Source organism: Pseudomonas sp. IPO3747 (assembly GCF_013385245.1).
Classification (GTDB): domain Bacteria; phylum Pseudomonadota; class Gammaproteobacteria; order Pseudomonadales; family Pseudomonadaceae; genus Aquipseudomonas; species Aquipseudomonas edaphica.
The window spans coordinates 541,254-553,873 of record NZ_JACAQL010000022.1; the positions used below are offsets into that span (position 1 = coordinate 541,254).

Annotated in this window: 13 protein-coding genes; 6 read left to right on the forward strand and 7 right to left on the reverse strand. The window is 61.0% G+C overall.

The annotated features are described in order from the left end of the window. Nucleotides 1-131 precede the first annotated feature (131 nt). Entirely contained in the window at nt 132-347 is a 216-nt protein-coding gene (locus HX790_RS23890) for a molybdopterin-binding protein (RefSeq protein WP_003173733.1), read from the reverse strand. A gap of 318 nt (nt 348-665) precedes the next feature. Between HX790_RS23890 and HX790_RS23895 the strand changes: the two genes are divergently transcribed. Genes HX790_RS23895 through HX790_RS23905 form a run of 3 tightly spaced genes read left to right on the forward strand, consistent with a single transcriptional unit; the run spans nt 666 to nt 3,188 of the window. Then, entirely contained in the window at nt 666-1,637 is a 972-nt protein-coding gene (locus HX790_RS23895) for an aliphatic sulfonate ABC transporter substrate-binding protein (protein WP_176992277.1), read from the forward strand. 10 nt (nt 1,638-1,647) lie between these two features. Continuing rightward, the gene (locus HX790_RS23900) at nt 1,648-2,475 is read left to right on the forward strand and encodes an ABC transporter permease (RefSeq protein ID WP_017135461.1); all 828 of its coding nucleotides are present in this window, start codon (nt 1,648-1,650) and stop codon (nt 2,473-2,475) included. Further along, on the forward strand, nt 2,472-3,188 hold the full coding sequence (locus tag HX790_RS23905; RefSeq protein WP_017135460.1) for an ABC transporter ATP-binding protein: 717 nt from the start codon (nt 2,472-2,474) through the stop codon (nt 3,186-3,188). The genes HX790_RS23900 and HX790_RS23905 overlap by 4 nt, the downstream gene beginning before the upstream one ends. 142 nt (nt 3,189-3,330) lie before the next feature. Here the strand turns inward: HX790_RS23905 and HX790_RS23910 are convergent, their stop codons facing one another. Both HX790_RS23910 and HX790_RS23915 read right to left on the reverse strand, forming a co-directional pair. Then, nucleotides 3,331-4,251, reverse strand: a complete 921-nt coding sequence (locus HX790_RS23910) for a FecR domain-containing protein (protein WP_017135459.1) — start codon at nt 4,249-4,251, stop codon at nt 3,331-3,333. After that, the gene (locus HX790_RS23915; RefSeq protein ID WP_017135458.1) at nt 4,248-4,766 is read right to left on the reverse strand and encodes a sigma-70 family RNA polymerase sigma factor; all 519 of its coding nucleotides are present in this window, start codon (nt 4,764-4,766) and stop codon (nt 4,248-4,250) included. The genes HX790_RS23910 and HX790_RS23915 overlap by 4 nt, the downstream gene beginning before the upstream one ends. A 173-nt stretch (nt 4,767-4,939) precedes the next feature. Here HX790_RS23915 and HX790_RS23920 point away from each other — a divergent pair, with 173 nt between their 5' ends. Both HX790_RS23920 and HX790_RS23925 read left to right on the forward strand, forming a co-directional pair. Continuing rightward, a complete protein-coding gene (locus HX790_RS23920) occupies nt 4,940-5,905 on the forward strand; it encodes a threo-3-hydroxy-L-aspartate ammonia-lyase (RefSeq protein WP_017135457.1) in 966 nt (321 codons plus the stop codon). Beyond that, on the forward strand, nt 5,902-6,282 hold the full coding sequence (locus HX790_RS23925; RefSeq protein WP_017135456.1) for a RidA family protein: 381 nt from the start codon (nt 5,902-5,904) through the stop codon (nt 6,280-6,282). Before HX790_RS23920 ends, HX790_RS23925 begins: the two co-directional genes overlap by 4 nt. On the opposite strand, the gene HX790_RS23930 is transcribed toward HX790_RS23925, so the two are convergent. After that, nucleotides 6,270-6,896 (reverse strand): transcriptional regulator, encoded by a 627-nt coding sequence (locus HX790_RS23930; RefSeq protein ID WP_017135455.1) that lies wholly within the window; start codon nt 6,894-6,896, stop codon nt 6,270-6,272. The genes HX790_RS23925 and HX790_RS23930 overlap by 13 nt on opposite strands. A 70-nt stretch (nt 6,897-6,966) precedes the next feature. Between HX790_RS23930 and HX790_RS23935 the strand changes: the two genes are divergently transcribed. Continuing rightward, nucleotides 6,967-8,070 (forward strand): DSD1 family PLP-dependent enzyme, encoded by a 1,104-nt coding sequence (locus HX790_RS23935; RefSeq protein ID WP_138453397.1) that lies wholly within the window; start codon nt 6,967-6,969, stop codon nt 8,068-8,070. Between the two features lie 357 nt (nt 8,071-8,427). On the opposite strand, the gene HX790_RS23940 is transcribed toward HX790_RS23935, so the two are convergent. Genes HX790_RS23940 through HX790_RS23950 form a run of 3 tightly spaced genes read right to left on the reverse strand, consistent with a single transcriptional unit; the run spans nt 8,428 to nt 12,592 of the window. Then, nucleotides 8,428-10,038 (reverse strand): GMC family oxidoreductase, encoded by a 1,611-nt coding sequence (locus HX790_RS23940; protein WP_017135453.1) that lies wholly within the window; start codon nt 10,036-10,038, stop codon nt 8,428-8,430. Between the two features lie 27 nt (nt 10,039-10,065). Next, on the reverse strand, nt 10,066-11,283 hold the full coding sequence (locus HX790_RS23945; RefSeq protein WP_017135452.1) for a mandelate racemase/muconate lactonizing enzyme family protein: 1,218 nt from the start codon (nt 11,281-11,283) through the stop codon (nt 10,066-10,068). A 1-nt stretch (nt 11,284) separates the two neighbouring features. Then, a complete protein-coding gene (locus tag HX790_RS23950; RefSeq protein WP_026013562.1) occupies nt 11,285-12,592 on the reverse strand; it encodes a nitrate/nitrite transporter in 1,308 nt (435 codons plus the stop codon). Nucleotides 12,593-12,620: the final 28 nt, after the last annotated feature.

Here is a 12,620-nt window from a genome sequence, read left to right on the forward strand (position 1 = left end):
ATTCCGGTCCTTGCAAAAGTGACCCGCTGTAAGAGCGGAACCATAAGCCGCCGTTACCGCAACAACAGATATGTACCCCGCCAAAAGCCCCCCCATCACAGGCACCCCAGCTCTTACACTTGCGAACACATTTACAGCTTGGCAATCGACACTTCAGTCGACTTCACAAAGGCAATCACTTCACTGCCCACTTTTAATTCCAGGTCACGCACCGAGCGGGTGGTGATCACTGATGTGACGATACCGGACGCGGTTTGCACATCAATTTCGGACACCACTTCCCCCAGCAAAATTTCCTTGATCACGCCCTTGAACTGGTTGCGCACGTTGATCGCTTTAATGGTCATGTCGGCTTTCCTTTTGGCTGTTGGGTCAATCCGCACGAATGCGCAGGCCCTCAAAATGCGTTATCGGCACCAACATTAAAAGGAATAAATAAGTCTTTATTTATACGATAAAGGTATATATGAGGTGTTCGCCTGCCAACAGCCATTCAACACTTTGCCCTCTCCCGCCACAGCCGCCCCCATAGAAACCCGCGTAAAGACGCTGCGCACAAGGTGGCACAGAGACTGCATATTCCTTTAAAGCATGATGGAACATGCCGTTTCAATTTTCTGAATATAAGAAAAGCCTTCTCTCAACGCCTTGTCTGGAGCTGTTCCATGAAACCCTTTGCTTTATTGAGTGCCTGCGCCCTCGCCCTCGCCCTGTGCCTGCAACCCCAGGCCTTTGCCGCCGAAACCGACCCCGCCCAGGTCAACCTCGATTACGCCTACTATTCGCCCGTGAGCCTGGTGCTCAAGCATTTTGGCTGGCTCGAACAGGCGCTTCCCCACACCAAGGTCGGCTGGGTGCTGAGCCAGGGCAGCAACCGCTCGCTGGAATACCTCAACAGTGGCGGCGTCGACTTTGCCTCGTCTGCCAGCTTGTCGGCGGTGTTGAGCCGCGCCAATGGCAGCCCGATCAAATCGGTGTACGTCTACAGTCGTGCTGAATGGACCGCACTGGTGGTGCGCAAAGACTCGCCGCTCAACACCGTCACGGACCTCAAAGGCAAAAAAATCGCCGCCACCAAAGGCACCGACCCGTACCTGTTCACCCTGCGCAGCCTGCAACTGGCGGGGCTGAAAAAGGATGATGTGCAGTTGGTGCATTTGCAGCATCCGGACGGCCGCACCGCCTTGGAGAAAGGCGACGTAGACGCCTGGGCCGGCCTTGATCCACACATGGCCGCGAGTGAAATCCAGGCCGGTTCGCGCTTGCTGTATCGCAATAAAGACTTCAACAGCTACGGCGTAATCAGCGTCACCGAGCAATACGCCAAACAGCACCCGCAGACCATCACCAAGGTCCTCGGGGCCTATGAGAAGGCGCGTGATTGGGCCGTGAAGCACCCGGATGAATTCGCTAAATTGCTCGCAGACGAAGCCGGCTTGCCGCTGGAAGTGGCCAAGCTGCAATTGTCGCGCACCGACTTGAGCAACCCGCTGCTGAGCGCCAGGGACGTGGCGTCATCCAAGGCCGCCGCGCCGATCCTGGTGTCCGAGGAATTAGTCCGTCGTGGCGTGGATGTCGACCCCGTGATCGATCAGTTGATCGACACTTCGTTTGGCCAAACCCTGCCCAAGCCTTAAGGGAGGCGTGATGACCGATAAAAGCCAAGCACTGCCGCTACCGGCACCCGTGGTGATCAACCGAAGCGCCTGGCCAAAACGGCTCAAGGGCCTGGTGCTGCCGGTACTGATCCTGCTGGTACTGGAGGGCGTGGTACGCATCGGCTGGCTGCCGTCCTACCAGATGCCGGCCCCCAGCGACATCGCAGTGACCCTCACCGACCTGGCCGAAGGCGCGTTGTGGAAACACATCAGCGCCAGCCTGCTGCGGGTACTGGCGGGGTTTGCCATCGGTGCCAGCCTGGCGCTGGTGTTTGCCGCCTGGGTGGGGTTGAGCCGTGAAGCCGAAGCGTATCTGGAACCGACCTTCGCCGGGCTGCGCTCGATTCCGAGCCTGGCCTGGGTGCCGCTGTTGCTGCTGTGGCTGGGTATCGATGAAACCTCCAAGGTCGTGCTGATCGCGATTGGCGCGTTCTTTCCGGTGTACCTCAACGGTGTCGCGGCGATTCGCGATATTGATCGCAAGCTGGTGGAAGTCGGGCAAATGTACGGTTTCAGCCGAGCACGCCTGGTGCGCCGGATTCTGCTGCCCGCCGCCCTGCCCGGCCTGTTCACGGGGCTGCGCAGCGGCTTGAGCCTGGCGTGGATGTTCCTGGTGGCGGCCGAACTGATCGCGGCCACCAAGGGTCTCGGTTACTTGCTCAGCGATGGTCGGGAAACCTCACGGCCAGACATCGTGCTGGCCGCCATTACCGTGTTGGCACTGCTGGGCAAGCTCAGCGATGGCCTGCTCGCAGCCTTGGAGAAACGCTGCCTGGCCTGGCGCGACACCTTCACAGGCGAAGGCGCGGAGCAATGAGTATGAAAGCGTTATTGGAGCTTCGCGTGGCGCGCAAAAGCTTTGCCGGCATTACGGTGCTGAACAACGTGCAGTTGGCGCTGCAACCGCGCGAAACCGTCAGCCTGCTCGGGCCCAGCGGTTGTGGCAAAAGCACGTTGTTGCGCATCGTCGCCGGCCTGGAGACCGACTTCCAGGGCGAACTGCGCAGCCCCGAAGGCGAAGTTGCCTTTGTGTTCCAGGAACCACGGCTGATGCCCTGGCTGACGGTGGAACAGAACATCGGTTTGCGCGATGACAACCACTATGACAAGGCCTGGGTTACCCAGTTGATCGCAGAAGTCGGCCTCACCGGCTTCGCCCAGGCGCTGCCCAAAGCCTTGTCCGGCGGCATGGCGCAACGCGTGGCCATTGCACGCGGGCTGTATTCACGCCCGCAGGTGTTATTGCTTGATGAGCCGTTCAGCGCAGTGGATGCCTTTACCCGCATGAAACTGCAGGACTTGCTGCTGCAACTGGCCGAGCACCATGGGATCGCCTTGCTGCTGGTGACCCACGATGTCGACGAGGCGCTCTACTTGAGTGACCGGGTGCTGGTGATGGACAACCGGCCGAGCAGTATTCGCCGGGAACTGGCAGTCGACCTGCCACACCCAAGGGACCGGCGTGACCCGGCGCTGGCGCAACTCAAGGCACAGTCTTTGACCGAATTGCAGCGCGCGCATGTGATTTAGGTCCCTGGAAATGGATTAACTTCCTGTGGCAGCAGGACTGTTATGCCAAGCCCACCTGTTGTGGCGAGCAGGCTTGCCACAACAAGCCTGCTCGCCACAAACAAGCCTCTGCCACTAGGAGCCTGATGGCCAGCGTGAAGCGTCAAGCCAGGGTTCGGCTGAGTGTCACCCAATACCGCGTGCGCGCTCGCACCTCAAACCCCAGGGTCTGGGCCAGCAGTGTGAGGATGCGGTCGGTGTCATCCAGGCGAAAGCTGCCGGTGACCCGCAGCGTTTCCAGGCTCGGGTCCCAGCGCAACACGCCAGGGCGGTAACGTTCCAGCTCACGCAGGAAATCCCCAAAGGGTTGGTTCTGTGCGGTCAATACACCGTCACGCCAGCCCAGTTGCTGCACATCAAACGCCGCCCTTGCACTCAGCCCGTGAGGCTTTAACGAGGCTTGCTGACCGCTGTTCAACGTCGTCAATTGCCCGGCCAGATCACGCACCTGCACCGCGCCCTTGAACACCGACACGCGGCAGCCGGACGCCAATTGCCGTACGCACACTTCAGCCTGGCTCACCTCTACCTGGCCGTAGCGCGTGTGCACACTGATCGCTGCCGCGCCTGGCACCGTCAGCGCCAACTCGCCGTCCACCAGCGTGATGCGCCGCTGTGCCAGGTCAACATCCACCGCCGTCGCCGTGTTGAGTTGCAGGCTGCTGCCATCGGCCAACGGCAGGCGTTTGCGCTCGCCGGTGGCGGTGTGCAAATCAGCCCGCCATGCCTCGATGGGCAACTGACGGCTGATCAGCCAGGCGGTCGGCACCAGCGCCGCTACGCCCAAGGCCCGCTTGAGCAATGCACGTCGCCCCGGTTGCGGGCGGTCGAGGCTGGCCATCGCCACGGCCTGGGGCAAGTCACGCAAGCGCTGGCGCAGCGATTGGGCTTTCTGCCAGGTCTGTTCGTGCTGAGGGTGGCTGTCGCGCCAAGCCTGCAAATTGGCGTGGTCACGCTCGGTGGCCGCTCCGGACTCCAACAACGCCAACCACTGCGCCGCAGCACGCGCAACCTCGTGACTCATAGGGCCACCAACAGGCAATGTTCATAGGCCTGGGCCATGTAGCGCTTGACCGTGCGCTCAGAGACGTCGAGCCGCTCGGCAATTTCGCGATAACCCAGGCCTTCCAACTGGCTCCACAGAAACGCGCGCCGCACCCCCCGCGGCAAACCGTCGAGCAACTCATCCAGAGCGTGCAAGGTCTCCAGCACCAGCCAGCGTTGCTCGGGCGACGGCACGCAGGTTTCGGGCAAATTCGCCAGCGCCTTCAGATAGGCTTGCTCAAGGCTGCGGCGCTGATGAAAGTTGGCCAGCAAACGCTTGCCGACCGTCACCAGATACGCCCGTGGCTCCTGCATCTGCGCAATCGGCTGGGCACTGGCCAGCACCCGCACAAAGGTGTCCTGGCTCAGGTCCGCCGCATCCCAGGCATTGCCCAGGCGCCGCCGCAACCAGCTTTCGAGCCAGCTGCGATGGTCGCGGTACAAACGCGACAGGGTCATTTCGCCAGTGTGGGTCGGGGCAACAGCATCAGTCATGAAAAGCAACCTGCGCAGCGCGAGTGAGTCTCAAATGAGATTCATTCTATTTAATATCGCTGCTGATCACCACGCTCTTTTCAACATTGCGTTTATGCACTGGGTGACAAGCCATCCTTTACTATTTGTCTTGATATGGATATTTTATCCAAGTCCGCCCACGAGGTCCGCCCATGCAATTGCCTGACTATTCAGATGTCGTCGCCGCCGCCCAACGCCTGCAAGGCTTTGCCCATCAAACGCCGGTGTTTACCTCACGCACCCTCGACGCTGAAACCGGTGCCCAGGTATTCATCAAGTGTGAAAACCTGCAACGCGCTGGCTCGTTCAAGTTTCGCGGTGCGTTTAATGCCCTGTCGCAGTTTGACGCACACCAGCGCAAGGCCGGGGTGGTGGCGTTCTCTTCCGGCAACCATGCCCAGGGTATTGCGCTGGCCGCCCAATTGCTCGGCATGCCGGCGACCATCGTGATGCCCACCGACGCGCCGGCCGCCAAAGTGGCCGCGACCCGGGAATATGGCGCCAGCGTGGTGCTGTATGACCGCTTCACCGAAGACCGTGAGCAGATAGGCCGCACCCTGGCAGTTGAGCACGGCATGACATTGATCCCACCGTATGACCATCCACACATCCTTGCCGGCCAAGGCACGGCCGCCAAGGAACTGCTGGAATTCACCGGCCCTCTGGACGCCCTGTTCGTCGGCCTGGGCGGTGGCGGCATGCTCTCGGGCACCGCGTTGTCGACCCGTGCGCTGGCACCCGATTGCCAGCTGTTTGGCGTTGAACCCGAAGCAGGCAATGACGGCCAGCGTTCATTCCAGACCGGCAGCATCGTGCACATCGACACCCCGGCGACCATCGCCGACGGTGCGCAAACCCAACACCTGGGCAACTACACCTTCCCGATCATCCGCGACAAGGTGACCGACATCCTCACCGTCTCCGACGCGCAATTGGTGGCCTCGATGAAGTTCTTTATGCAACGCATGAAAATGGTGGTCGAACCCACCGGCTGCCTGGGCCTGGCGGCGTTGCGCCAGCTGGGCGAGCGGTTCAAGGGCCAGCGCGTGGGCATTATCGTCACTGGTGGCAATGTCGACATCGCGCGCTACGCCGCGTTGCTCAGCGAGGCGTCATGAACATCATCCACACCGAGGCCGCCTCGGCGCCCGCCGGGCATTACTCCCAGGCCGTCAGCCACGGCGACACGCTGTATATCTCCGGGCAATTACCGGTGAGCCCGCAGGGGCGCCACAACCTTGAAGCATCGTTTGCCGAACAGGCCCAGTTGGCGCTGGCTAACCTGCTGGCCATCTTGAAAGCCGCCGGCGGCTCGCCCCAGGATCTGGTGAAGGTCACGGTGTATGTGGCCGGGGTTCAGCATTGGCCGCAATTCGACCGTATTTACGCCGCCGCGCTGGGCGAGCACCGCCCTGCCCGCGCGGTGGTGCCGGTGCCCGAGTTGCACCACGGTTATCTGGTGGAGATTGAAGCTGTGGCGCGCTACTTGGCGTAGGTGTAGACCGCCGCCCGTGACACGCCCAGGTGCGCGGCCACGGTCTCCATGGCCCGGCGAATGTCCATGCAGCCCGAGTCCTTGAGCTCTTGCAGCAACAGCCGTCGATCCGCCGCCTTGAGCGCGCGCGGGGTGGTGGCCAGGCGTGCGGCGAACTGGTCGATGCGGGTGCGAATCACATCGGCGCCGGACGGCTCCAGGGATTCGATAAGGGTGTCGCCAGTGACCGAGCCAAATTGCTCAAGCATGCCCTGCAGGCCACGAAACAATGAGAGATCGACGTTCATGCACAAGGCCGCGACGTACTTGCCACTGGTGTCCTTGATGCCGATCGAGGTGCTTTTGACCTGGCGCCCATCGCTGAATTGGTTGCGGTAGTTGGCAATGATCTGCGGGTAGTCGGGGTCGGCAATCCGCGCCAGGCCCAACTCGGTGGTCGGGTCGCCCGGCGAGCGCCCGGAGAGGTTGTTATGGATCGCCAGGATCGCCTGCTGCGGGTCGCGCAAATCGTGCAGCACGACCTCACAGAACGGGCTGAAGGTTTTGCTCAAGCCTTCGGCAATCTGTTCGAGCTGGCTGATCAGGGTGGTTTCTTCGGGAGAGGTCTTTTTCATGCAAGACAACATATCCAGTCCTGGACAGGCCGTCAATTTGGCCGCTGTCCGCCCTTGTGGAGCGTTAACCATGGACACCCCAGCAGCATTGCTAGACAGCGTGAAAATGCAGCGCAACATCCAGCGCATGCAACAGCGTGCCGACAGCCTGGGTGTGCATTTGCGCCCCCATGTCAAAACCCACAAGTGCGCCGAAGTGGTGGCCGCGCAGATAGCGGCCGGTGCCCGTGGCATCACCGTATCGACGCTCAAGGAAGCCGAATATTTCTTTGAGCTGGGCATCCAGGACATCCTCTACGCCGTCGCCATGGCCCCGCACAAACTGCCCCAGGCCCTGGCGCTGCGCCGCCGGGGTTGCGCGCTGACGCTGATCACCGACAGCCTCGCCGGCGCCCGGGCCATCGTCGATTTCGGCGCCGCGCAGGGTGAAACCTTTGCCGTGATGATCGAGATTGATTGCGACGGCCACCGTTCCGGGGTCAAGCCGCAGGACGCGTTATTGCTCGACATCGCCCAACTGCTCGGTGACAGCCTCGTCGGCGTATTGACCCACGCAGGGGAAAGCTACGGCCTGGATACGCCTGAAGCGTTACAGGCCATCGCCGAACAGGAACGCGCACGCTGCGTTGAAGCGGCGCAACGTATCCGTGCCGCCGGGATGGCCTGCGATCAGGTCAGTGTCGGCTCCACGCCTACCGCATTGTCAGCCGTGAGCCTTGAAGGCGTGACCGAACTGCGCGCGGGTGTGTATGCGTTTTTTGACCTGGTGATGCACAACATCGGCGTATGCCGCACCGAGGAACTGGCCTTGAGCGTGCTGACCACAGTGATCGGCCATCAAGCGGAAAAAGGCTGGATCATCACCGATGCCGGCTGGATGGCCATGAGCCGGGATCGCGGCACGCAAGCGCAAAAACGCGACTTTGGTTATGGCCAGGTGTGCAATGAGCACGGGGAGTTGATCGACGGCTTGCTGTTGAGCAGCGCCAACCAGGAACATGGCGTGGCGCGGTTCGAAGCGGGCGGCGTGGATGTGGTGACGCAATTTCCGCTCGGTACGCGCCTGCGTATTCTGCCCAATCATGCGTGCGCCACGGGGGCGCAGTTCGGCAACTATAACGCCGTGTTGCACAACGGTGAAGTGCAACGCTGGGAACGCTTGCGCGGCTGGTAGCCGACCTTCAAGGGCTGCCACAGACCCTGTGGGAGCTGGCTGTATTTCAATTCAAACTCTGCGAGGCTGCCACAGACCTTGTGGGAGCTGGCTTGCCTGCGATCGCGGTCTCCCAGTAGCAAATGGGCCAGCTGACCCGACGCTATCGCAGGCAAGCCAGATCCCACAATTCTGGCTGTATTTCAAATCAAGCTCGATGCGGCTGTCACAGACCCTGTAGGAGCTGGCTGTATTTCAATTCAAACTCTGCGAGGCTGCCACAGACACTGTGGGAGCTGGCTTGCCTGCGATGGCGGTCTCCCAGTAGCAAATGGGCCAACTGACCCGCCGCTATCGCAGGCAAGCCAGCTCCCACATTCAGGCATCCTCAAGAATGAGGTCGGCGCCCTTCTCCGCCACCATCAATACCGCCGCATGGGTGTTACCCGAGGTCACATTCGGGAAAATCGACGCGTCCACAATGCGCAAGCCGTGCAACCCGTGCACCTTCAAGCGCTTGTCCACCACCGACACCTGCGGGTCCGAGCCCATCGCACAGGAGCCGCACAGGTGGTAGATCGAGCCGCTGTTTTCGCGGAAGTATTGCAGCATCTGCTCGTCGCTCTGCACGGCCGCGCCGGGCAACACCTCGGCCACCGTGATGCCTTTGAGCGCAGGTGCCTGCATGATCTTGCGCATCAAGCGGCTGCCCTGGATGACTTCGTCAATGTCCTTTTGCGTACTCAGATAGTTCGGATCGATCAACGCCGCATCCCGTGGGTTGTTCGAGGCGACGCGGACAGTGCCACGACTGGTCGGCCGGCACGGGTTGAAGCACAGCAGGAAACCGGAATACGGCTCGGGCTTGAGGCTGGCCTTGTTGTTTTTCGGAATCTGGTACGACAGCGGGTTAAAGTACAACTGCAGGTTCGGGTCCGCCTGCTGGTCGTTGCCGCGAAAGAAACCACCGGCCTGGTTGACGCTCATCGCCAACGCGCCCTTACGAGTGAACAGGTATTTCAGGCCCAGTTTCAGCTGGCCGAACAAAGAGCTGAGTTCGTCATTGAGGGTGGGAATATTGGCCTTGTAGTAGTAGCTGGCGCACAAGTGGTCCTGCAGGTTTTCACCTACGGCCGGCAGGTGCTTGACCAGTGGGATGCCGTGTTCAGCCAGCAGTTGCTGATCGGCCACGCCGGACAGTTGCAGGATCTTCGGCGTGTCGACGGCACCCGCGCAAAGGATCACTTCCTTGCGTGCCTTAAAGGTGCGCACCACGCCCTTTTGGGACACGCGAATCCCGCTGGCGCGTTGCTGGTCATCAAACAGCACACGATCAACCAGTGCATGCAACTCCACGGTCAGGTTCGTGCGACTGAGCGCCGGATGCAAATGCGCAAAGCTGCTTGAGCAGCGCTCGCCATTGCGGGTGTTGACGTCATACAGGCCCGCGCCTTCGAAATGGGGGCCGTTGAAGTCATCACTGAGGCCGTAGCCGAGCTGTTCGCAGCCCTTGAGAAACACGTCACAAATCGGGTGGGTCTGGCCCTTCATCGGTGTGATGCTGATGGGGCCGCTGCCGCCGTGGTACTCGGTGTCGCCCAGCGGGTGATTTTCCAGTTTGCGGAAGTACGGCAGTACATCCTTGAAACCCCAACCGTCGTTACCATTGGCCGCCCAGTCATTGAAGTCATGGGCCTGACCGCGCACGTAGATCATGGCGTTGATCGAACCCGAACCGCCCTGCACCTTGCCGCGCGGCGCATAGATTTCCCGGCCAGCCAAGTGTTTTTGCGGCTGGCTGTAGTACATCCAGTTAAAGGTCGGGTTGTAATACATCTTGGCGAATCCGACCGGGATCTTGAACCACCAGGAACTGTCTTTGCCACCGGCTTCCAGCAGCAACACCGAGTATTCGCCCGAAGCGGAAAGCCGGTTGGCCAGAACGCAGCCGGCAGCACCCGCGCCGGCGATGATGTAGTCATATGTCATTCACGGTTACCGCGTAAGTCGTTTTTATCAGCCCTTGGCGGGCGAAGTGTCTTTGACGTCAGCTGGCGTCGGCGCCATCTGCAGGTGCAAACGCTCGCCGGTGTACGGCGTGTGTTTGCGCACCACGTCCATGTTCAGCTCCACGCCCAGGCCCGGTTCGGTGGACGGGATGATGTAGCCGTCCTCCCATTGCAGCGGCTTGGTCAGCACTTCGGCGTGGAAACCGCCCCAGGTCATGATGCTTTCCTGGATCAGGAAGTTCGGCGTGCACGTGGCCAGCTGGAAACTCGCCGCCGCGCCGATCGGCCCGTTGTACAAGTGCGGCGCGATTTGCGCGTAATAGGCTTCTGCCATGCTGGCGATCTTCTTCGCCTCCAGCAGCCCGCCGCAACGCGCCACGTTCATTTGCAGGATCGACGCGCCGCCGGCCTGCAGCAGTTTGAAAAACTCGTACTTGGTGGTCAGGCGCTCGCCGGTGGCAATCGGGATGCTGGTCTTGGCCGCGACCTGGGCCATCGCGTCTTCCTGGCCAGGCGGCACCGGTTCTTCGAACCACAGCGGGTCGTATTTCTCCAGACGCTTGGCCAGGCGGATCGCCGATGACGGCACCATCTGCCCATGGGTGCCGAACAACAGGTCGCACTTGTCGCCCACCGCCTCGCGGATCTTGCGGCAGAAAGTCTCGCAACGCTCCAGCACTTCCAGCGAAATCTGGTGGCCGGAGTACGCGGTGTACGGGCCGGCCGGGTCGAACTTCACGGCAGTGAAGCCTTTGTTCATATTCTCGATGGCGCACTCGGCGGCCAGGTCCGGGTCGTCGTAGTCGTACTCGCCCTTGCTGTTGACCGGGTACAGGTAGGTGTAGGAACGCAGGCGCTCGTTGACCTTGCCACCCAGCAGCTCATAGACCGGCTTGTTGGCGGCTTTGCCGATGATGTCCCAGCACGCCATTTCCAGGCCGCTGACCACGCCCATCATGGTCAGGTCCGGGCGCTGGGTGAAACCGCTCGAATAAGCCTGGCGGAAAAACCGCTCGATGTGGTGCGGGTCGTGGTTGAGCAGGTAGCGCTCGAACACATCCTCGATGATCGGCAGCATGGCCTTGGGACCAAAGGTGGCGGCGTAAATCTCACCGACACCTTCAATGCCGCAGTCGGTCTTGAGTTTGACAAACAGCCAATACATGCCACCGATATGCGGTGGTGGGACGGCAACGATATGGGTTTCAAGGGCGACGATTTTCATCTCAGGCACCTGTCTGGTTGAATTTTTTACGATTGATTCGAGCGCGCAGCGTCAGGGCCGCAAGCGTCCCGAGCACGCCGATAAAGGCGATGTAGCCGAAATACAGGTTGTAACCGGGCTTGCCTGGGTAGGTATCGGTCAGGTAGCCATTGATCAGCGGGATAAAGGTGTCGGGCAGGTAACCCACCACCGAGACGATGCCGATGGCCAGGCCGGTGATGCGCAGCGGAATGTCGCAGCTGTCGAGAATTGCCCAGTACAGACCGCGAATCGCATAGGTCATCAGGCCGATAAAGATCACCGTGCCGATCAGCAGGCCGAGGCTGTTGAGCGCCGGGAACACGATCAGCCCGACCATCGCCAGGGTCACCAGCACCAGCGCGACGATCAGCACCGAGATGTTCGAGAACTTGTCGCCCAGCCAGCCGCCGCCGATGCCGCCGATGGGGCGCATCCACAGTTTGATGGTGGTGATGGTGCCGGCCATCACCGCAGTCATGCCGCTGCCTTGCAAGTAGTCGGAAAAGCTGTAGGTAGCCCAGAACATGTGATAACCGCAGAACACGATGGCGGTCACCAGCCACAGCTCGGGGATTTTCACCAGGGTGGTCAGGTCGGCGATCAGGTTGAACTTGCCCTTCTCTACCGCTGGCGTCTCTGCCAGAGACTTGGGATCTTTGAGCAGTACCAGCCCGCAGCCAATGGCTATACAGATAAACGAGTACAGGTACACCACGTGCTTGAAGCCTTGGGCCGCCGACTGGCTTTGAGTTTCGGTGGCATAGGCAAACAGGCCCAGGGCCACGGTCGCCAGCAAGGCTTCCACCAGCCCGCGACCGCCATCGAGAATGCCGAAGAACCGCCCCTGCTCACTCTGATGAGCAATCATCTTCACGCGCTTGAGCACCGAGGCCCAGAACGTCAGGCCAGTGGTCAGGCCCCAGCAACCGAAAATGATCATCAGGCCGGTCATTGACGGCACGCTGGCGTACCACAGGCCCAGTGCGCCGGTGGCGACCAGCGAGAAGAAGATCAAAAAGCGTGGCGGCAAACGGTCGGCCAGCCATCCGCTGGGCAGGTAGCTAAGCAAAAAGATCGTGCCGAGCATGGAGTACAGGTAGCCCAGTTGACTGTGGTTGATCTGGAACACGTCGAGCATGGTGGTCTGGTAGACCTGGCGCAGGTAGAGGATCGGGTAGATCGCGCCGGCGGCGAGTACCAGCAACAGCAATTGGAAATAACGGCTGGCAGTGTCGTTTGCCGCGGGCACGGCAACGGAAACCTGGGCAACGGGTGCAGGCTTGGACATCATGTGGACCTCAGGCACCCGCTGCGCG